Genomic DNA, 20,765 nt, shown 5'->3' with positions numbered 1-20,765 from the left:
TGGAACCCCGCCTGGCGATACGCCGGCGCGAGCCGATCGCGGCATTTGCCGTGCATCGTGACGCAAGTCGGATTCCGAGCCTGGCTCAGTCCGACCAAACCGGGCGTGAAGCGTAAGCGCAAGCGGTGGTCGCAGAGCATGGATCTGCGCGAAGCCTGTCGAACAAATGCAGCCGAAATGCGCAGCGAATACAGCCGATGTGAGCGTCCTGCCCCGCGCACTGCCGATCCAACCGTCGTAGCCCGCGCCTGCGGCGATCCGGCGCGAACCTCGACGCCAACCGCCACGGCGCGCAAAGTGCCGGCCGTCGTCGCCCGGACCGCGAGGGCAGGGCTTCGGCGTTCGACTCAGGCCCCGAGCGCGATGGCCCTAAAACAACACGGGCCCCGAGGGGCCCGTGTCGTGCGTATCTGGCGGAGAGGGGGGGATTCGAACCCCCGGTACGCTATAAACGTACGCCTGATTTCGAGTCAGGTACATTCAACCACTCTGCCACCTCTCCGGGTGCAGTGAGCCGCGAATGATACGGATACTCGCGACCGCCGACAAGGTTTCTCGCGCATCGGATCGATCCGGCCCCGCCCGGCCCGCATCCGGCGGCCGCGGCGCCGGCCGGGGCGCCGGCTCGGGCGCCCGGCGGGGCTACACTAATCGGCCCCCTGATTAGCAAACGGCGGCGTCCCATGTCTGAAATCCTGGTCCCGGTGTCCTTTGGCGAACTGCTGGACAAGATCTCGATCCTGCAGATCAAGTCCGAGCGCATGAGCGACGAGGCCAAGCTGGCCAATGTCCGCGCGGAACTGAGCGCGCTGGAGCAGACCTGGATGGCCCATCCGGCCGCCGGCGGCGACATCGGCCGTCTGCGCGCCGAGCTCAAGGCGGTCAACGAGCGCCTGTGGGTGATCGAGGACGACATCCGGATCAAGGAAAAGGCCCAGGCCTTCGACGCGGAATTCATCGCCCTGGCGCGTTCGGTCTATGTCGAGAACGACGTGCGCGCGCGGGTCAAGAAAGAGATCAACCTCGCGTTGGGTTCGACCTACGTGGAAGAGAAGTCCTACCAGGACTACGGCACCGGCGCGTTCTGATCGCGGCGGCTGCGAGACGACCGAGCCGTTGAACCCCTCGCTCGGGGACGACGGACGCATGGCCGATCGATGCCGCGTCGTGCGTCGTCGGCGCTGCGTGTACGGCGGCGTGCTCGCCTGGCGGCTATCGGGCAGACTGTTGCCGATGGCGATGGCGATGGCGATGGCGCCGTGCAGGTCCAGAAAGGGCGCGAGCGGCTCCGCGCCGCTCAGCGCCGCGCCGCCAGGCGTTCGAAGAACTCGCGCCGGTCCGGATCGGCGAAGGCGCCGATGAAGCGCAGGTCGTTGTAGAGCCGGCCCGGCGGGTCTTCGCTGAAGCGGCAATCGCAGTAGTAGTACAGCGAATTGGCCTGGGCGATGCCCAGTTCGCGGCAGCGTTCGACGATTTCGACCTGGGTCCGCGGCGAGCAATCCACTTCCTCGCAGATCCGCTCGATCGGCAGCAGCGCGTGGCCGGCGCTGCGATAGGCGACGAAGAAATCCGAGTCGATGAAACCGCAGCGCAAGTCGCGCTGGATCGGGCTGCCGCTGTGCAGCGATTCCATGCCGCGGGTGTAGGCGTGGAAGTCGTCGTCGCTCTTGTGGCTGGTGCCGATCCAGACCGAGACCACGTCCCTGGCGGTGTCGTCGATCACTGAGGCGATTGCAAGCCGGGCAGGGCGCGCTCGTAGCCGGCTTCGTGGCATTGCGCCGGATCGCTGGCGGCGTCCGGGTCGGCCAGCTCGTGCCAGTTGCGCGCCGCGACGGTGAAGCCCAGGCCTTCGAAACATTGCGCGTGCTCGGCGAAGGCTTCGTCGTCGTCGAACACGCGGTCGCCGATCAGCGCTTCGATCAGGCCGCGGCCCTGCAGCAAGGAGAACTGGCCTTCGTTGTCGAACTTGACGATCGGCGCGGCGGCCAGCGCGGTGCGTTCGGGGCCGTGCCAGTAGCCGAACAGATTGCTCTGGTCGTCTTCGGCGAAGAAGCTGATCTGCGCGCAGACCTCGTCGATCGCGACGATGTTGGCCGCGATCGAGGGATCGGCGCGCTCGGCTTCACTGAGGTAGCTGTCGGGATGGAGCAGGGTCGGCGCGTCGTCGGCGGCGAGCAGGCGATAGCCCAGGTCCGACAGCGCATCGTTGAAATCCTCGTCGCCGCTGTCGCGCAGGCGCAGCAGCAGGCTCAGCTCGGGCGAAGGCGGGCCGTAGTCGTCGTCGATCGTTCCCAGGGGCATGGCGGTCTCGCGGGTTGAAGGTGGTGGTCGATGAGCTTGTTAGACGAACGTTGCACGCAGACGATCGCGCACGTCCATCAAGGCGAAACCCAGCAGGTTGAGCCCTTGCCAGGCCTCCGGGCGGGTCGCGTCGGGATGATCGGCGGCCAGGCCGATGCCCCAGATCGGATCGACCGGGCTGGCCTCGACCAGCACCTGCTCGCCGGTGCTCAGCAGGAAACCGCGCAGCCGCGGGTTGTGTTCGAACTTGGCCTGATTGCCGGCGACGACCAGTTCGTAGCGATGCGCGACCCAGCGCGCTTCGTCGAAGCCGGCGATCTTGCGGCCGAGCGCCTTGACCTTGGCCGGGTCGTCGCTGGCGACGATCTGCGCATGGATCGCCTCGTCGCCGAACAGCCGCGCCTTGCCGGCCATCATCCAGTGCTCGGCGGTGGCGTAGCGCTGGCCGTCGAGCTCGAACGGCGCCGGATACCACTGGCTGAAGCAGCTCTTGCCGACCTGGCCGGGCGTGACCCGGTGGCCCCAGAAGCACAGGTAGTCGAACCGCGCGCCGGCGCTCAGCGCGGCCTGCAGGTCGGCGAGGGAACGTGGGGTCATGCGCAACGTGTCCTTGTCGGAAGAAGGTTTACCTGCCCGGATGATCGGCGCGGTAGCGTTCGAACGCGGCGATGCCGTCGTCGACGCCGATCAGGTCCATGACCCCGTCGTGTTCGATCTTGGTGCCCCAGGCGATCTCGCTCGCGGCTTTGCCCAGGTACTTGCGCGCGGCGTCGTCGTAGCGGTCGGCGCAGTAGCGCAGGTCGCTGTACGGGCCGCTGCGCGCCGGGTTGCTGGCCGCGTGCAGGCCCAGCACCTTGGTGCCCATGGCGTTGGCGATGTGCATCGGGCCGGAGTCCGGGGTCATCAGCAACTGGCCGCGTTCGAGCAGCGCCGGCAATTGCTTGAGCGTGTCCTTGCCGACCAGGTCCAGCGCCGGATGGCTCATCGCCGCCATGATCGCATCGGTGGTGTCGCGTTCGAGCTGGCTGCGGCCGCCGCACATCACCACCCGCCAGCCGCGCTGCGCGGCGTGATCGGCGACCGCGGCGTAGCGCTCGGCGCGCCAGTTGCGCAGGGTGTGGCTGGAGCACGGCGAAATCAGCAAGGTCGGCACGTCGTCGCGCGGCCATTGCGCGCGCGCCCATTCGCGTGCTTCGTCGGGCACCGGCAGGTCCCAGACCACCCGCGTCTGGCGCAGGCCGAGCGGTTCGCAGAAGCTGCCGATCGCATCGAGCACGTGGATGCCGGGGCGGTCGGGGATGCGTTCGTTGACGAACAGGCCGTGCAGGTCCTTGGAACGCGCGCGGTCGTAGCCGATCCGGCGCCGCGCCGGGACGAACGCCGACAGCAGATTGGCGCGCGCGGCGACCTGCATCTGCAGCAACGCCTCGAACCGGCCGTCGGCCAGCCCCAGCGCGCGCAGCTCGCGGCCCAGCGCGCGCATGCCGGCCAGTCCGCTCTTCTTGTCGTATTCGACGAAGCGCACGCCTTCGAGGCCTTCGAGCAGGCGCCGCTCGCCCTTGCCGATCACCCAGGTGATCGCCGCCTGCGGCCGCGCCTCGCGCAAGGTGCGCACCAGCGGCACGACGTGGGTGACATCGCCGAGCGCCGACAGGCGTAGCAGGCAGATCGAAGGAGCGGCGCTGAGAGACGAATGGGTCACGTGACTTGTTAGACTCGGGCGGATGACGGGTTATGACGCCGCCGAAGGACTGACACCGTACCGCGACGACAGCGGGTACGGTGCGATTGTGTTCGACCGCGAGCGGGTGCAGCAAGCCGCGCCGGACTGGTTCTCGCCCGCGCACTGGGGCGAGAAGGCGCGTCCGGTCGACAGCGGCGGCCGCGGCGGCGCCTGGTTCGTGGACGCGCCGTTCGGCCAGGTGGTGCTGCGGCGCTACCTGCGCGGCGGCCTGGTCGCGCGCTTCAACCGCGATCGCTACTGGTGGCAGGGCGCCAACAAGACCCGCAGCTTCGCCGAATTCCGCCTGACCCGCGAACTCGCGCGCAAGGGCCTGCCGGTGCCGGCGCCGGTCGCGGCCTGGTACCGCCGCGACGGCCTGCATTACTACGCCGCGATCATGATCGAGCGGCTCGACGGCGTGCGTTCGCTGGCCGACCGTGCCGCGGTCGCCGGCGACGGCGCGCCGTGGGAGGAAGCCGGCCGGCTGATCGCGCGCTGCCACCGCGCCGGGCTGGACCACGCCGACCTCAACGCCACCAACCTGCTGTTCGACACCGCCGGACAGGGCTGGGTGATCGACCTGGACCGCGGCGCGATCCGCATTCCGGCCACCGCCTGGCGCGAGCGCAACCTCGCCCGGCTCAAGCGGTCGCTGCTGAAACTGCGCGGTTCGCGCAGTCCCGAGCAGGTCGAGGCCGACTTCGGCCGATTGCGCACGGCCTATGAACGCGCCTGGGAACGTGGTTACTAAGTACTTGGGCGAAATAAGAGGGCTGGAATGACTTGGCGGCTGCGTCTGCACGGTGTCGGCAATGCGTCGGCGGTGGAACTGGGTTCGGCGATGGCGACGCTGGAGCGCGACGGCGAGCCGTGGCTGACCGTCGACTGCGGCGGCGAGGGGCTGACCGCCTTTCTCGCCCATTACGGCCGCATGCCCGAGGCCCTGTTCGTCACCCACAACCATCTGGACCACATCGGCGGCTTCGAGCGCCTGTTCGTGGCCCACTACTTCGACGAAACCCGGCGCGGCAAGGTCCGCCTGTACGTGCCGGCGCCGATCGTGCCGCTGCTGCACCAGCGCGTGGCCGACTACCCCAACGTGCTGGCCGAGGGCGGGGTGAATTTCTGGGACGCGTTCCAGCTGATCCCGGTCAGCGGCCATTTCTGGCACCGCGGCCTGCGCATGGAAGTGTTCGCGACCCGCCACCACTGGCCCGACAGCAGCTTCGGTCTGCGCCTGCGCGGCAGCGCGATCTGGACCGGCGACACCCGGCCGATCCCGGAAATGCTGGCCAAGTATGCCGATGCGGGCGAATTGATCGCCCACGACTGCGCGCTGGAGGGCAATCCCTCGCACAGCGGCATCGAGGATCTGGAGCGCGAATACCCGCGCGCGCTGCTCGAACGCTGCCTGCTGTACCACTACGGCAGCCGCGAGGAAGGCGACGCGCTGGCCGCGCGGGGGTATCGTGTAGGCAGGCCCGGCGAGGTCGTCGACCTCGCCGATCCCACCGCCGCGCAGGCGCCGTTCGATTGACGCGCCTGGCTTGAACGCCATCGATTGAGCGCCATTCGATTGAGAGCCACCGATTGAGAGCCTTCGTGTGAACGCCGTCCCAGGTCTGCCGCTGCCGCCGGTCCCGCTGGATCGCCAGGGCCGGCCGCTGCGCGACCTGCGGCTGTCGGTGATCGAGGCCTGCAATTTCCGCTGCCCCTACTGCATGCCGGCCGAGCGCGTGCCCGACGACCACGGCCTGGATGCGGCCTCGCGCCTGAGCTTCGACCAGATCGAAACCCTGGTGCGCGGCTTCGTCCGCGTCGGCGTCAGCAAGCTGCGCCTGACCGGCGGCGAACCGCTGCTGCGCAAGCGTCTGCCCGAGCTGATCGCGCGGCTGGCGCGGATCGACGGCCTGGACGATCTGGCCCTGACCACCAACGGCTCGCTGCTCGCGCGCCAGGCGCGCGCGCTGCGCGAGGCCGGCCTGCGCCGCCTGACCGTCAGCCTCGACGCGCTCGAACCCGAGTTGTTCCGGCGCCTGTCTGGCGGCCGCGGCGACGTCGCCGACGTGCTGGCCGGGATCGAGGCCGCGCGCGCGGCCGGGTTCGATTCGCTGAAGATCAACTGCGTGATCCAGCGCGGCGTCAATGAAGATCAGGTGCTGCCCTTGGTCGAACATTTCCGCGGCAGCGGCCACGTGCTGCGTTTCATCGAATACATGGACGTGGGCAACTGCAACGGCTGGAGCGAGCAGGGCGTGGTCAGCTCGCAGCAACTGCGCGACCGCATCCACGCGCGCTGGCCGCTGCGCCCGCTCGACGCCAATTACCGTGGCGAGGTCGCCTCGCGCTACGGCTTCGCCGATGGCGGCGGCGAGATCGGCTTCGTCTCCTCGATCAGCGCGCCGTTCTGCGGCGACTGCCACCGCTCGCGCGTGTCCGCCGACGGCCGCCTGTACACCTGCCTGTTCGCCGCCGAAGGCACCGACCTGCGCCCGGCGCTGGCCCAGGGCGAACTGGCGTTCGCGCAGCGCCTGGCCGAGCTGTGGACGCGCCGCAACGACCGCTACAGCGAACTGCGCGCGATGGATGCGCCGCGTTCGAAGCGGCATGTGGAAATGTTCCTGATCGGTGGGTGAGGGGGGGCGATGCGATTGGGTTCGGACGCTGCATCGAGCCCTGACCGAAAAGCGTCGGGCATGAAAGCCCTCCCACATAAGATTGCGCAGGTTTCGAAGTCTTTTGTGGGAGGGGCTTCAGCCCCGATGCTTTCCTCTCAGATCGCGGCAGTCGACCCGGCATGAACGGCATCGATACCTCACTCCGGGTTTCCAGCGGCCGATCGATTGAAGCCACGCGATCCAGTTCGGGTGATGTATCGAGCACTGACCGAAAAGCATCGGGCTTGAAAGCCCTCCCACAAAAGACTTCGAAGTTCGCGCAATCTTTTGTGGGAGGGGCTCCAGCCCCGACGCTTTCCTATCAGATCGCGGCATTCGACCCAGCATGAACGGCATCGATACATCACTCCGGGTTCCCAGCGGCGGATCGATTGAAACCACGCGATCCAGCTCGGACGCTGCATCGAGCCCTGACCGAAAAGCGTCGGGCATGAAAGCCCTCCCACATAAGATTGCGCAGGTTTCGAAGTCTTTTGTGGGAGGGGCTTCAGCCCCGATGCTTTCCTCTCAGATCGCGGCATTCGCCCCAGCATGAACGGCATCGATACATCACTCCGGGTTTCCAGCGGCCGATCGATTGAAGCCACGCGATCCAGTTCGGGTGATGTATCGAGCACTGACCGAAAAGCATCGGGCTTGAAAGCCCTCCCACAAAAGACTTCGAAGTTCACGCAATCTTTTGTGGGAGGGGCTTCAGCCTCGACGCTTTCCTCTCAGATCGCGGCATTCGACCCAGCATGAACGGCATCGATACATCACTCCTTGTTCCCAGCGGCGGATCGATTGAAGCCACGCGATCCAGCTCGGGTGATGTATCGAGCACTGACCGAAAAGCATCGGGCTTGAAAGCCCTCCCACAAAAGACTTCGAAGTTCGCGCAATCTTTTGTGGGAGGGGCTTCAGCCCCGACGCTTTCCTCTCAGATCGCGGCATTCGAACCCGCATGACCGACCACACCCTGATCTCTCAAGGCTTCCAGCACATCAACGCCGCGATCACCGCACCGGCACTGGCGCAGATCGCGGCGCAACCCGAGGTCGCCGACGCAGGCGACGCCGATGCCGGCACCCGGGAACTGCTGCAGCAGCCCTGGTGCCGCGATCTGGCCGCGCGCCTGCGCAGTCACTTGCAGGCCGCGCGGCTGTTGGACGAAGACGCGGTTGCCGTGCAATGCACCCTGTTCCGCAAGAGCGAAGGACGCAACTGGAACGTCGCCCTGCATCAGGACCTGTCGATCCCGGTCGCGCAACGCGTCGCGCATCCGGCCCTGAGCGGCTGGTCGCTCAAGCAGGATCGGCATTTCGTGCAACCGCCGACGACGCTGCTGGAGCGCACGCTCGCGGTACGCCTGCACGTGGATGCCTGCGGCGCCGGCGACGGCCCCTTGCGCGTGGTGCCCGGTTCGCATCGCCACGGCCGGCTCGATCCGGAAACGGCGCGACGCCTGCGCACCGCGAACGGCGAAGTCGAATGCACCGCTCAGCCCGGCGATCTGCTTATCATGCGACCGTTGCTGCTGCATGCCTCATCCAAGGCCGTCCAACCCCGTGGGCGGCGGCGGGTCCTGCATTTCCTGTTCGGCCCGCGCGATCCCGGGTTCGCACTGCGTTGGAGTCTGGCGATTTGAAACCCAAAGCTTCCCTGACCCACCTCGACCGCGCCGGCCGCCCGGCCATGGTCGACGTGTCGGACAAGGCGATCAGCGCGCGCGAGGCCATCGCGCGCTGCCGCGTGCGCTTTCCCGCAGCGGTCGCCGCGCAATTGCGCGCCGACGGGCTGCGCAGCAAGAAGGGCGCGGTGATCGATACCGCGATCATCGCCGGCACCCTGGCGGTCAAGCGCACCCACGAACTGATTCCGTTCTGCCATCCGCTGCCGATCGACGGCTGCCGCTTCGCCATCGACTGGGACGGCGCGAACAGCCTGTCGATCGAATGCGCGGTCAAGACCACCCATCGCACCGGCGTGGAGATGGAAGCGCTGACCGGCGCCACCGTCGCCGCGCTCACCGTGTATGACATGTGCAAGGCGCTGTCGCACGCGATCGTGCTCGGCCCGGCGCAATTGCTCGGCAAGCGCGGCGGCAAGCGCGATTTCGGTCGTAGCGATGCGGTGGTTGCGGGCGTGCACGCGGGTGAGGTCGAATCGAAGCGCGGCGCGGTCAAGCGCGTCCAGCCGTCGGCTGCGGCGTCCGCGGTCGCGGCTCCCAAGCGCGCCGCCAAGAAAGCTGCATCCACCAAGCGCGTAACCGCCAAACCCGCGCCGCGCAAACGCGCGGGCACGACGCGCGGCACGCAAGGAACCGGTGCATGAGCCGCCTGACCGTGCTGTATTTCGCCAGCCTGCGCGACGCCGCCGGTGTCGCCAGCGAATCGGTCGATGCCGACAGCGGCGACTTGCGCGGCCTGTACGAGAGCTTGCGCGAACGCCACGGCTTCGTCTTGCCGGCGCAGCGCCTGCGCGTCGCGGTCGACGGCGCGTTCGCGCATTGGGACGACGCGCCGCGCGCCGGCAGCGAAGTCGCCTTCATTCCACCGGTGTCGGGAGGCTGAGCGATGAAACGATTCCTCTTGTCGCCGCAACCGTTCGAGATCGCGCCGCTGCGCGAGCAACTGCTCAACGCCCACGCCGGCGCCTACGCCAGTTTCGAAGGCTGGGTGCGCGACCACCACGGTGGCCGCGCGGTGGCCGGCCTGCGTTACGAAAGCTATGCCGCGCTGGCCGACAGCGAGGGCGAGCGCATCGTGGACGAAGCGATCGAACGCTTCGCGATCGTCGACGCGCGTTGCGTGCATCGCGTCGGCGATCTGGCGATCGGCGAACTCGCGGTCTGGGTCGGCGTCAGCGCGGCCCATCGCGATGCGGCCTTCGCCGCCTGCCGTTTCATCATCGATGAGACCAAGGGGCGAGTGCCGATCTGGAAGCATGAGCGCTATGCGGATGGGGAGGCGGGTTGGTTGCATCCAACGCCGCCAGAGGCGAGTTGACGAACGCAGTCGTTTCAAAGGTGCGAAGGTCGCGGTTGCTTGTGGGTGAGGCTTAAAGTCGCTGGATTCCCGCGTTCGCGGGAATGACGGACTGGGGGGAGCGAATCGATCCAGGCAAGCGCCGAAGCCGAGGATCGAACAGATCGCCAAACTTCCACCCAACGTCATTCCCGCGAACGCGGGAATCCAGCGACTTTCCTCGCCGAGACCGCGGCACATGAAGCGATAGCCGCTTTGTTGTAGCGTCGGCCTTCCCTATCGTCCGACCGGTCGCCCGCATGTTCCGTTCACTGTGCCTGTGCTTCTTGCTCTGCGCTTCGGTGCCCGCGGTTTCAGCCGAGCTTTTGGTAGGCAACAAAGCCGCCGACACCCTCTGGCGCCTGTCGCTGGACGATGGTCGCAAGCTCGGCGAATTCGCCACCGGACATGCGCCGCATGAGATCGCGGTCAGTCACGACGGCGCGATCGCGCTGGTTGCGAATTACGGCGGCAAAGAGCCCGGACATACCCTGAGCGTGCTCGATCTGCGCGGCGCGGCCCCGCCGCGATCGATCGAGCTGGGCGAACACGGCCGGCCGCACGGGCTGCGCTTCCTGCCCGGCGATCGCGAGGCGCTCGCGACCACCGAGGCGTCCAAACATCTGCTGCGCATCGACGTGGCCAGCGGCCGGATCGTCGCGGCGATCGCACTGGGCGAGGGCAAGGGCCACATGGTCGCGGTCGCCGCCGACGGCAAGGCCGCGTATGTGAGCAAGGTCGATCGCGGCACCGTCAGCCGCGTCGATCTGACCGACAACACCAAGACCGACGAAGTGCCGGCCGGCGCGGGCGCCGAAGGCATCGCGGTGCGACCCGGCAGCGACGAGGTCTGGGTCAGCAATCGCGACGCCGGCACCGTGACCGTGCATGACGCCAAAACCCTGGCGATCCGCGCGACCTTGTCGAGCCCGGGTTTCCCGATCCGGGTGGTGTTCACCGCCGACGGTCGCCACGCGCTGGTCAGCAATGCGCGCGCCGGGATGCTGTCGGTGTTCGACGCCAAGCGCAAGAAACCGGTGGCGACGATCGCGCTGCAACGCGACGGCGCGGCGTACCGCGACACCATGCTCGGCCGCGCGGCGCTGCCGATCGGGGTGATCGCCGATCCGAAGCGGCCGCGGGTGTATGTGGCGATCAGCGGCGGCGACGAGGTCGCGGTGATCGACCGCAAGCGCTGGAAGGTGATCGACCAATGGAAGACCGGGCGCGAGCCCGATGCGCTGGCGCTGGCGCTGTCGTTGGCGTCGGATTGATGGCGGCGCCTGGTGGGCATCGCGATCGAGATCGGCGCTGAAGTTTGCGCTAACGCAGTCGGACCTCAGCCCGATTCGCTACCAAAAACACCGCGCGAGCTCAGCTGGCGACCGTCACCGCCAACCGCGCCCCGAATCTCTAATCCCCAATCCCGAATCCCGAATCCCCAAAAAGGTGGCGGCCCCGCAAGCGTGACTCCGGCGCCCGAATCGGTCGATACCGTTGCTGCCTTCCGGCCCTGGCGGGATTTTCAACTTATCGTCGCGGAGGCGCCAACGGGGCCACCATAGGGATCGCATGCGCGCCTGGGCGCCATGCGGTGTCCGGATCGGAGGCGGTGGCGCCAGGGCGTCGCCGTTTCCTTCCAGAGGGGCGGCATTCTGCCTGAAACCATCGCCGCGACGCAATTGCGCCGGCGCGCGGCATGGCCGGGCCTTGCGATCGGCCCGCGCGGCAAGGCGTCGCGGCGGGCGACTGCGCCGTCCGGGCGAGGGCGCGCCGCCAACGCAGGCCCGAACGGTCCCGTCTCGCGCCGCCCGATCATCGCAGCAACCGCCTCGCCGCAACGGCTAGAATCCCGCCATGCGCATCGCCGTCGTGTCCGACATTCATGGCAACCTCGCCGCCCTCGATGCGGTGCTGCTCGACATCGAGCGCCGCGGCGCCGACCGCGTGGTCGACCTCGGCGACCTGCTGTCGGGCCCGCTGCAACCGCGCGAAACCGCCGACCGCCTGATCGCGCTGGGCTGGCCGACCATCGCCGGCAATCACGAGCGCCAGGTGCTGACCGATCCGCCGCAGCGCATGGGCGAATCCGACCGCTTTGCGGCCGCGCAGATCCGGCCCGATCAGCGCGAGTGGATGCGCGGCCTGCCGGCGACCCTGCGTCTGAGCGACGAGGTGCTGCTGGTCCACGGCACCCAGCGCAACGACCTGGAATGCTTCATCGAAACCGTCGACGCGAGCGGCATGCGCGCGGCCACGCCGGACGAAGCGGCCGAACGCGCCGGCGACAGCGACGCCCGCGTGATCCTGTGCGGCCACACCCACGTACCGCGCAGCCTGCGCCTGGCCGACGGCCGCCTGATCGTCAATCCCGGCAGCGTGGGGCTGCAGGCCTACACCGGCGAGCATCCGTACCCGCACCGCGTCGAAGTCGGTACGCCGCAGGCGCGTTATGCGATCGTTGAGCGCAGCGGCGACGGCGAATGGAACGCGCAATTGATCGCGGTGGACTACGACTGGAACGCCGCGGCCGAACTCGCGTTGCGCAACGGCCGCCCGGATTGGGCGAGGGCGCTGGCGACCGGGTGGGTTTGAGCCGCGCGGCGGCCGGGAAGCAATCAGTCGCGACCAACGCCCGCGGCGTTCGCCGAACATCGCAATCAAGGAACGAATCAACGCAATGAACGCCATGAAACGCGCATGCAGGCTGGTCCTGCTCGGATCGCTGTTGTTCCCGGCAAGCCAGGCCGCCGCCCAACACGTGAGCAGCGGCGGATGGGTCGACCAGGGCTCGAAGCTGCGGCAGCCTCCGGTTTACCCGCAGCAAGCCATCGCCCAATGCGTTCGTGGCACCACCGTGATCATCGTCGACGTGGACCGCGACGGGCGATTCGTTCGTGCCGTCGTGGAGAAGTCCAGCCGCAACCGGCACCTGGATGAGGCGGCGCTGGAAGCCGCGCGCCACTGGGCCTACATCGCGCCGCGCAACGAGAAGGGCGAGACCGAGGCGGGCCGGATTCGAATCCCGCTGGATTTCGAAGCACACGAAAGCTGCTGGACGAAAATCGTCCCGGATACGTCGGCCACTCCCGAAGCGTCCTCGGTCGAGCGCCATCCGCCGCTGTGGCCCGGCACGGTCGAGGCCAACCAGCTCAGCGGCGAAGTGGTGGTGCTGGTGCTGCTCGACAGCGACGGTTCGAAGGATTCGGTGCGGATCGCGACGTCCAGCGGCGATGTGGGCATCGACAACGCGGTCGAGTTCGCGGCGAATGAATGGACCTACGTGCCCGCCATGCTCGACGGCAAGCCGGTGCGTTCGGTGCTGCGCGTGCCGATGGCCTATGGCAAAAAGCCGCGCTGACCGCGATAAATCCTATGCGTTGGCATCGGCGCGCTGCACTCGATGTTTGCAGGTAAAGCAAAAGCGGCGCGGCCGTTCAGGCCACGCCGCTTTGATACTGGGTCAACGACTGCGGCATCGGGTGGCCGCGCGTATCGATGCGCCGCCATCGCCTATCCGCGATGCCCGCCTCAGCTGGTGACCAGCAGCTGCGAGGCTTCCTTGGAGATTTCCTGGCGAATACCGGCGTACTGATCGCCGGACAGCTCGCGCAGCAGTTGATCTTCGATAAACACATTGGCGTTCTCGGTAAACGCCTTGAGGTATTTGTCCTCGTTGCCGGATTTCGACAACGCGTCGACCACCTTGCCCTTGAGCAGGTCCGTGGCCGCGCCATCGGCCGCCTCGCCGGCGCCCGTTTCCAGAACCTTGTCCAGCGCGCGCACCGCGCCGCTGTCCTCGCCGAACACCGACTTGAACGACGAGCGCAGCCCGGTGCCGAGGCTGTCGCCGCCCGGCAACAGGCCGACGAACAGATTCATCATCGACTCCAGATCGGCCTTGCGCGCCGCGTCGTCCTCGGCCTTGTCGCTGAAACCGTCCAGCACCGCCTGTTCGGTCGAGGCCATCAGATGGGTCAGCTTTTGCGTCGCCTGCAGCTTTTCGTTTTCGTTGTCGGACTTCAGCGCGTTGATGTAGTCCTTCGACCACATATCGGCGTTGCCCGCCAGCTTGTTCAACACCTCGGTGCCTTGCTCGTTGGTCGGCGACAGGCCGGTCAGGCGTTCCAGGTTGGCCATGATGCGCACATTGCGGGTCGAGTTGGTCTCGCCGTCTTCGCCGATGCCCGATTCGCCCAGCCGCTTGGTGTCGAAGATCTCCGCGCCCTTCTTGAGCATCAACTCGTTCAGGGCTTCCTGGCGGCCTTCCTTGGGCATGTTCTTGTCGGTATAGAAGCCGTTGTCGCCGTAGGGATTGTTGGCCGACTGGGTGTAGACGTACTCGGCCAGATCGCCGGCGTAGCTGCGCTTGTCGTCGGAATAGCGGCTGTCCTTATCGTTGGCGACCGCCTTGATGATCAGGTTCATCGGATCGCGGTTGTAGGCGTCCGACAACTTGCTGTCGGCGCGATCGAGCCAGGCGTTCTCGGTGGTCACCTTGCTGAAGCCCTTGCTGATGTCGTCGATCACCTGCTCGCGTTTTTCCTTGTCCACGCCGTGCAGGATGTTGTTGATCACCGACTGATCGGGCCCCGCGCGATCGGCCGCGTTGATCAGCAGGCCCAGATAGTCGCCGCGCGAATTGGCGTCCTTGTCGTTGCCGGGCGCGCCGTCGTTGATCTGATCGATCGAGAACTTCTCGACGAACTTCGAGAACTCCTGATTCACGCCGCCCTTGCCATCGTCCAGGCCCGCCAACAACCGGTCGAATACCTCACCGGTGTTGTTCTCGTTCTTGTAATTGGGGCCCGCGCGGCTGCCGGCCGGACTTTTGTCGACGATCTCGCCGTCGACGCCGCCCATCTTGAGAAAGTCCCAAGTCACGTCCTTGTCGACCTGCCCGTTGTTGTAACCCGAGGCCAGACTCGACAGCACGGTCCTGCGATCATCGGCGCTGATGCGTCCATCGGCGACGAGCTTGTCGAGCCGATCGCCCTGCAGCCACGACCCCGTCGCGCCTTTGTCGCCGTCGAAGACCGCGCCCATGAAACGGCCGCGGTCCTCATCGTTGAGCTTGGGCAGAAAATCGCTGGCCAGCGCATCCAGACGTTTGTCGTAATCGTCCTTCTTGTGCTTGATGTCGCCGACCGAATGCAGTTCCTTCGCCAGGTCCTCCAGTTCGGAGCGGCTGGGCGAATGATAGTTGTCGGCCTGTTTCTCGACGCCGAGCTTGACCGCGTCGACTATGCCTCGGATGGCATCCAGTGCTTCCATGATCGTCACCTGTGTTCACGGGGGAGGAAGACGACATTCGCGCGACGGGCGCCACGCTCAGTCATGCATGACTTGAGCGTTGAATTTGTTTCGATCTAATTCAACTAGGGAATTCCCTAGAAAATTGGCGAAAACGGGGGTGGTTCGGTGATGTGAAGTGGGGTTGGGTCACATCTAGGGATATTGGTGGTTGAATCGAGTATTCGGGTGAGCAGCGCCGCTATCGCATAAACCGGGGCGCGTAGAGACGGCTGCCCAGCGAGCTGGGCTCGCTTCCTCCACCTACCTTTTATACGAAGCCCGTAAACGCCCATTGCCGGCGCTGCATCTGCCTAGGCGCCCGAGGCGACGGTCGGATCGACGCCGACCTGACCGCCACCATCCGCCATGGCCTCGGCGCTTTTTACTCGCAATCAAAAGCCCGAGGCTGGGAGTTGCTGTTTTTTGGGGGGCGCTGTGGCGCCCTTGGTTTCAGGGGGCAAATCCTGGCGAACCGGATCCTCCCAGGTACCTCGGTAGTCGACACTTCGGCCATAGTTCTCAACCTGGAATAGCGGCACCGCTTCACAGTTCCAATTAAAGGTAGTGCCGCTTGCTTGCCCAGCCTGGGCCTGGCGCCTGGTCGTGACCCAACGAACCGCAGTGGTAATAAATAAGAACACTCGCACCCCTATCCTGGCTCCAGGCAAGCGAGGGGCTCGACCGTAGGGCGCTCTTCATGGTTCTATTTGGGCGCACAGTTTTAGCCAGTAATTGTTGCCAGTTGGCATGCTCTCCAATGAACATGTCGCTGTTCGCTGTTCGCTGTTCGCTGTTCGCTGTCGCCGACGCTGAGATGCTGGACGCTCAGGATTGACTCCCTCAAGCCGCAAAGGACGTGCCGGCAACTTCTCCACGAAAGATGCAGATGTTTCATAGGAAACGGACGTCTCCGCACGCCATGACGGCCGCGGCGGCTTCTGTCGACGGGCACCTGATTGCCCCCCAAGGAGATCGACGATGTCTAGAAGAAATGGAGTTCCATCTGCCGGGCTCGACAGGCACCCCCTCGGAGCCGTGCTGGCCCTTTCAATCGGCGCGGCGCTTTGCACAAGCGCCCAGGCCCAAGAGGCCGGAAAACTCTGGATCAGCAACGCCATTCCGGCACAGCCTCAGCTTACCGAGGCGGGCATCCAGCAAGAAATCAAGAACTTCCTCTCCAACTTTCCTGGTGGGTCGGCGTCCAAGTTACTCGTCACCGGCAACGTCGTCTTCGGGAACAAGGCTGTCTACAACTACGATTTCGAGCCGCTGCCGCCGATAATCGAGGCATGGCGATACAGCGAAACCAGCAGTTCTGCTGGCCCCGAGGTCGGCTCGATCGAGGCGCTCAAGGCGCAACTCATCCAGCGTTTCAATCAAGAGAGCGTTAACGAGGGATGTGCGGCCGCCACTACGATCGAAATCGCTCCGGATTGGAGCGAGGACGTTCTATGGGATGACGATCAGACCGCTACCCTAGGATTTGGCGACTACACCGGCACGCGGTCGGCATGGACCGGAAGCCAGTGCGACACCGTCAACCTCAGCGGTTCCTTGAGGCGTGAGCGTGATGTCGCCTGTCCGAACGACGCCTTGCTGTCCTGGCGAGCGGATCTGCAAGCTTGCGGCGGGCCGCCGTTCCAGATCACTTATGAAACCGCGCCACTGCCCAAGAACGAGTGCCCGGTCGGCAATCCGTGCGACCCTACCACCGGCGACAAGTCCGAGCCGGCACCCGATTTCGATTTAGGCTGGATCGCGTTCGACCGGCACTACCACTCGATGGCTTCGGCGGCACGAAGCGGTTTCGGCGACGGCTGGACCCATTCGCACAACATCCAGTTGGCCATGGGCACCGACCCCATGGACCCGAACCAAACCCTGCAAATGGGGTTGATCGAAGCCGATGGCTCGCAGGTCTCGTTCACTGCTATTGGTTCGGCGTACGAGGCCGACGACGGCAGCGGTGACCGGGTTGTTGCCGACGGCGCGGACTGGCTGCTGTATCGGCCGGATCGGGTGCTGCGCTTCAACGCCAACGGACGCCTGACTGAGCAGCGGTTCGAAGATGGCACCTCGTTGGGCTACACATACGACGCGTCGCGGCGCTTGACGACGATCACCCACAGCAGCGGTCGAAGCTTGGGGTTCGAGTACAGCGCCGTGGGGGACAACGCGCCCATCGTGGCGATCCGCTCTGCTGGTGTTGCGCTCGCCAGCTACACCTACACCGCCGGTGGACAAGTCGAAACTGTTACCTACGCAGGCGGCGGAACCCGCACCTACCATTACGAGGACACGCGTTTTCCGCGCTTTCTGACCGGCGTGACCCGCGAGGATGGGCAGCGCTACAGCAGCTTCGCCTACGACGACAAGGCGCGAGTGGTGTCGAGCACCCATGCGGGCGGCGCGGACGCCGTGACCTTGACCTACCCCTCCGCGGGCGGTTCGATCGTGACCGACGCGCTCGGTCAGGCCACCACGTACGGCGTGTTGCCGGCTGGAAACGACGGCCTGTCGCGCAAGCCCACCACGTTCACCGACACGCGCGGAAGCGTCACCCGCACGTATCTGGACGCGGGCTCTGATTTCCGGCGTCGCTTGAGCACGGTCGAGGATCGGCGCAATGTAAACACCAATCACAGCTACACCGAAGCGAATGACGCCGTGACGGGCCAGCCGACGCGCACCCACGCGGTCACAGAAGCGGTGGGGCTGGATGAGGAGCGCACCAGTCAGGTGCGTACCGATATCGCCAGCAATCGCGTGCTGATGACGGTGGTTGGGAACCGTGAAACCCGCATCACCCGCAACGCTCGGCTGCAGCCGGTCACCGTGGCCGTGCGCGACACCACCACCAACGATGTCCGCACCACCACCTTCGCCTACTGTGAATCTGGGGATGTGTCGGCACCCAACAGCACCTGCCCGACGCAGGGTCTGCTGGAGTCGGTGGACGGTCCGCGAACCGATGTCAGCGACATCACGACGTTTGAGTATTTCGGCAGCGACGACAGCACCTGTGCAACCACGCCGGAACTGTGCACGTACCGAAAGGGTGACGTGCGCAAGACCATCGATGCGCTTGGTCGTGCAACCGAGGTGCTGGGCTACGATCCGCAAGGCCGACCGTTGTCCGTGCTCGATCCCAATGGCGTGGTCACCGACTACGAGTACAACGCGCGCGGCTGGCTAACGGCCACGAAGGTGCGTGGGGCCAACAATGCGGCGGAGACCGACGACCGCATCACCCGCATCGAGCACGAGCCCACGGGCTTGGTCAAGAAGGTGACCCTGCCCGACGGCGTCTTCACCCGCTACACCTATGATGCAGCCCATCGCCTGACCGATGTCCTGGACAACGCGGGCAATACGATCCATTACACGCTCGACCTGGCCGGCAATCGCAAGCAGGAAGACACCAAGACCGCAGGCGGAACACTTCGGCAAACCTTGTCGCGCGTGTTCAATACGCTGGGGCAGTTGGAGGCGCTCAAGGATGCATCGCAGAACGCCACCGGCTTCCACTACGACGCCAATGGCAACCCCGACCAGGTCACCGACGCCCTGCTGCGCAGCAGCACCCGGGCCGTTGACCCCCTCAACCGCTTGAGCATCAGCGTGCAGGATGCCGGGGCTGGCGGCTTGGCAGCCGAAACCAAGTTCAAGTACAACGCGTTCGATCAGATCACCCAAGTCACCGATCCCAATGCGCTGAATACGACCTACGCCTATAACGGCTTTGGGGACCGTACCAAGCTGACCAGTCCGGACACTGGGGTTACCGATTACACCTACAACAGCGCGGGTCTGTTGGCGACCAAGAAGGATGCCAACGACGCCGTGGCGCATCGCTACACCTACGATGTGCTTGGTCGGCCGAAGGCGGTTTTCTACACGGCTGCGGGTCCGGCGGATGTTGAGTACGATTACGACACCGTCAACACCGAATGCACCGCCGGCCAGAGCTTTGCGACGGGCGGCCTCACGGCGACAAGGACCGAAGGCAATGAGCTGAAGTACTGCTACGACCGTTTCGGTCAGGTCGTTCGCAAGGTGCAGATCGTCGCGGGCAAGAGCTTCACCCTGAGCTATACCTACACCCTTGCGGGAAACCTCGACACCCTGACCTATCCCGATGGCACCACCGTGGACTACGTCCGCGATTCGCAAGCGCGAATCACGGAAGTCGGCGTTCGTCCGAATGGTGGCAGCCGCACGGTGTTGCTGAACAACGCGGCCTACGAGCCGTTTGGTCCGGTGAAAGGGTGGACCTACGGCAATGGCCGGACGCTGGTCCGCACGTACGATCTGGACTATCGCCCCAGGACCATTCTGGACAGCGCCAGTGGCGGCTTGTCGCTCGGCTATGGCTACAACAGCGTTGGCGAGTTGACGGAGCTGAAGGACGGTCTACAAAGCGCTTTTCAGGCGAAGTACGCCTACGACACGCTGGGCCGGTTGACCGTCACTCAAGACCCCAATGCCAACCCGTTGGAAACCTACACCTACGACAAGACCGGCAATCGAAAGGGCTTGACGGATGGTGGTGGCCTGCAAGCCTACGGGTACAACAGCGCCGGAACCCATCGTTTGACCGACGTGGCCGGCGTGGCGCGCGGCTACGACGCGGCGGGTAACACCACCAGCATTGGCGGCACTGCAAAGGAGTTTGTTTACAGCCCCAACGACCGATTGCGCCAGTTCAAGCAGGCCGCTGTCATCAGGGCGAGCTATCGCTACAACACCCGCGGCGAGCGCGTCGCCACGACCGGCACCACGACAAGCACCATCGATACTTACACCTTGTACGATGAGACCGGCAACTGGATTGGCGACTACGACACCACAGGTGCGGCCAAGCAGCAGGCCATTTGGTTCGGCAGCGCGCCGGTGGGTTTGGTGGTTGGAGCTGGCGCAGCTCAGACGCTGGCTTATGTACAGCCGGATCATTTGGGCACGCCGCGGGCTGTCATCGATCCGGCTCGTAATGTTGCTGTTTGGACGTGGGACGCCAAGAGCGAAGTGTTTGGCAACAGCCCGCCGAATCAGGACCCGGATATGGATGGAACAGCGTTCGTATTCAACATGAGGTTTCCGGGGCAACGGTACGATGGAGCTACTGCAACGAACTACAACTTGTTCCGAGATTATGACTACTCAGTAGGTAGATATCTGCAGAGCGATCCCATCGGGCTTGTTGGCGGCGCATCCACTTTTGCTTACGTAAACTCGTCGCCGCTGCTCCACTTTGACCCTATAGGATTAATAGCAAAATGCAAATGCACGGATAGCGGGGTCGAGATCGAAATTCCGATCAGGTTCGAGGGCCCCGGATCTACGCTACCCGATGTTGTCGATGACATGATCCTGGCTATTGAATCCAACTGGACATCACCAGGGTTTACGGTAAAAGTCATTCGCGACGGTCAATACCCGAATGTGATCGACGTTCCCTTAGGGCAAGGCACTTCCAATGTGGTGGGTCACAGTCGTGGCACTTGGTACGCGGGCTCCGACCCTTGGGTCGCGTCTCATGAGGCCGGCCATCTAATGAAATTCAAGTTTGACGGCAGGGACGACATGTACAACATTACATCTACAAACCCGAGAAAGAGCGTCCCGGAACCGGGCTGGGAGGGGACCATCATGGCTGATGGCTTCGGAGTAGTGGATCAGCGCACAAGGGATGCGATCATCAGTGCTTTGGGATGTAAAAAGAAAAAGTGGTTTTGGCAGAAATGACAATCATAACAGTGGCGG

The 20,765-nt window shown here is 65.3% G+C and carries 16 protein-coding genes, 1 tRNA gene, 1 other RNA gene and 1 pseudogene; 12 read left to right on the top strand and 7 right to left on the bottom strand.

Annotated elements, in window-relative coordinates; translation table 11 throughout:
- Nucleotides 1-411: 411 nt before the first annotated feature.
- Nucleotides 412-502, bottom strand: a tRNA-Ser gene (locus KME82_RS16575).
- Nucleotides 503-683: 181 nt separating this feature from the next.
- Between KME82_RS16575 and KME82_RS16570 the strand changes: the two genes are divergently transcribed.
- A complete protein-coding gene (locus tag KME82_RS16570; RefSeq protein ID WP_036112047.1) occupies nucleotides 684-1,088 on the top strand; it encodes a DUF6165 family protein in 405 nt (134 codons plus the stop codon).
- A 209-nt stretch (nucleotides 1,089-1,297) separates the two neighbouring features.
- Here the strand turns inward: KME82_RS16570 and KME82_RS16565 are convergent, their stop codons facing one another.
- Genes KME82_RS16565 through KME82_RS16550 form a run of 4 tightly spaced genes read right to left on the bottom strand, consistent with a single transcriptional unit; the run spans nucleotide 1,298 to nucleotide 4,003 of the window.
- Nucleotides 1,298-1,723 carry an immunity 22 family protein gene (locus KME82_RS16565; RefSeq protein ID WP_215495026.1) on the bottom strand — a complete coding sequence of 142 codons (426 nt, stop codon included), beginning with the start codon at nucleotides 1,721-1,723 and terminating at the stop codon, nucleotides 1,298-1,300.
- Entirely contained in the window at nucleotides 1,720-2,301 is a 582-nt protein-coding gene (locus KME82_RS16560) for a hypothetical protein (RefSeq protein ID WP_215495025.1), read from the bottom strand. The genes KME82_RS16565 and KME82_RS16560 overlap by 4 nt, the downstream gene beginning before the upstream one ends.
- Before the next feature lie 39 nt (nucleotides 2,302-2,340).
- On the bottom strand, nucleotides 2,341-2,898 hold the full coding sequence (locus KME82_RS16555; RefSeq protein WP_215495024.1) for an NADAR family protein: 558 nt from the start codon (nucleotides 2,896-2,898) through the stop codon (nucleotides 2,341-2,343).
- A 28-nt stretch (nucleotides 2,899-2,926) separates the two neighbouring features.
- Nucleotides 2,927-4,003, bottom strand: a complete 1,077-nt coding sequence (locus KME82_RS16550; RefSeq protein ID WP_252255369.1) for a glycosyltransferase family 9 protein — start codon at nucleotides 4,001-4,003, stop codon at nucleotides 2,927-2,929.
- Nucleotides 4,004-4,025: 22 nt separating this feature from the next.
- On the opposite strand from KME82_RS16550, the gene KME82_RS16545 reads away from it, so the two are divergent.
- The 8 genes and pseudogenes from KME82_RS16545 (at nucleotide 4,026) to KME82_RS16515 (ending at nucleotide 10,981) form a co-directional block, all read left to right on the top strand.
- Nucleotides 4,026-4,775: a 3-deoxy-D-manno-octulosonic acid kinase gene (locus KME82_RS16545; RefSeq protein WP_215495023.1), complete on the top strand. Its 750-nt coding sequence runs from the start codon at nucleotides 4,026-4,028 to the stop codon at nucleotides 4,773-4,775.
- A gap of 27 nt (nucleotides 4,776-4,802) precedes the next feature.
- On the top strand, nucleotides 4,803-5,561 hold the full coding sequence (locus KME82_RS16540; protein WP_215495022.1) for an MBL fold metallo-hydrolase: 759 nt from the start codon (nucleotides 4,803-4,805) through the stop codon (nucleotides 5,559-5,561).
- Between the two features lie 67 nt (nucleotides 5,562-5,628).
- Nucleotides 5,629-6,660 carry a GTP 3',8-cyclase MoaA gene (moaA, locus tag KME82_RS16535; RefSeq protein WP_286673190.1) on the top strand — a complete coding sequence of 344 codons (1,032 nt, stop codon included), beginning with the start codon at nucleotides 5,629-5,631 and terminating at the stop codon, nucleotides 6,658-6,660.
- 985 nt (nucleotides 6,661-7,645) lie between these two features.
- Complete coding sequence (locus KME82_RS26630; RefSeq protein ID WP_252255367.1) at nucleotides 7,646-8,329, top strand: phytanoyl-CoA dioxygenase family protein; 684 nt, start codon at nucleotides 7,646-7,648, stop codon at nucleotides 8,327-8,329.
- Nucleotides 8,326-8,802: pseudogene (gene moaC, locus KME82_RS16530) on the top strand (cyclic pyranopterin monophosphate synthase MoaC); the annotation flags it as partial. The gene KME82_RS26630 and the pseudogene moaC, both read left to right, overlap by 4 nt.
- Nucleotides 8,803-9,011: 209 nt before the next feature.
- Nucleotides 9,012-9,254, top strand: coding sequence for a MoaD/ThiS family protein (locus KME82_RS16525; protein WP_215495021.1), 243 nt, complete (start codon nucleotides 9,012-9,014; stop codon nucleotides 9,252-9,254).
- A 3-nt stretch (nucleotides 9,255-9,257) separates the two neighbouring features.
- The gene (locus KME82_RS16520; RefSeq protein WP_215495020.1) at nucleotides 9,258-9,689 is read left to right on the top strand and encodes a molybdenum cofactor biosynthesis protein MoaE; all 432 of its coding nucleotides are present in this window, start codon (nucleotides 9,258-9,260) and stop codon (nucleotides 9,687-9,689) included.
- A gap of 278 nt (nucleotides 9,690-9,967) precedes the next feature.
- A complete protein-coding gene (locus KME82_RS16515; RefSeq protein ID WP_215495019.1) occupies nucleotides 9,968-10,981 on the top strand; it encodes a cytochrome D1 domain-containing protein in 1,014 nt (337 codons plus the stop codon).
- 182 nt (nucleotides 10,982-11,163) lie between these two features.
- Here KME82_RS16515 and ffs read toward each other — a convergent pair.
- An RNA gene (gene ffs, locus KME82_RS16510) (signal recognition particle sRNA small type) lies at nucleotides 11,164-11,260 on the bottom strand.
- A 304-nt stretch (nucleotides 11,261-11,564) separates the two neighbouring features.
- On the opposite strand from ffs, the gene KME82_RS16505 reads away from it, so the two are divergent.
- Together KME82_RS16505 and KME82_RS16500 are read left to right on the top strand one after the other, a co-directional pair.
- Nucleotides 11,565-12,302 (top strand): metallophosphoesterase family protein, encoded by a 738-nt coding sequence (locus KME82_RS16505; RefSeq protein WP_215495018.1) that lies wholly within the window; start codon nucleotides 11,565-11,567, stop codon nucleotides 12,300-12,302.
- 85 nt (nucleotides 12,303-12,387) lie between these two features.
- Nucleotides 12,388-13,068 carry an energy transducer TonB gene (locus KME82_RS16500; RefSeq protein WP_215495017.1) on the top strand — a complete coding sequence of 227 codons (681 nt, stop codon included), beginning with the start codon at nucleotides 12,388-12,390 and terminating at the stop codon, nucleotides 13,066-13,068.
- Between the two features lie 170 nt (nucleotides 13,069-13,238).
- Here the strand turns inward: KME82_RS16500 and KME82_RS16495 are convergent, their stop codons facing one another.
- Nucleotides 13,239-14,981: a hypothetical protein gene (locus KME82_RS16495; RefSeq protein WP_215495016.1), complete on the bottom strand. Its 1,743-nt coding sequence runs from the start codon at nucleotides 14,979-14,981 to the stop codon at nucleotides 13,239-13,241.
- Between the two features lie 999 nt (nucleotides 14,982-15,980).
- On the opposite strand from KME82_RS16495, the gene KME82_RS16490 reads away from it, so the two are divergent.
- Nucleotides 15,981-20,747, top strand: coding sequence for an RHS repeat-associated core domain-containing protein (locus KME82_RS16490; RefSeq protein ID WP_215495015.1), 4,767 nt, complete (start codon nucleotides 15,981-15,983; stop codon nucleotides 20,745-20,747).
- Nucleotides 20,748-20,765: the final 18 nt, after the last annotated feature.

It is taken from the genome of Lysobacter capsici (genome assembly GCF_018732085.1).
Lineage (GTDB): Bacteria > Pseudomonadota > Gammaproteobacteria > Xanthomonadales > Xanthomonadaceae > Lysobacter > Lysobacter capsici_A.
The sequence above is the reverse complement of the archived record's forward strand: the minus strand, read 5'-3'. Positions and strand labels throughout refer to the sequence as shown.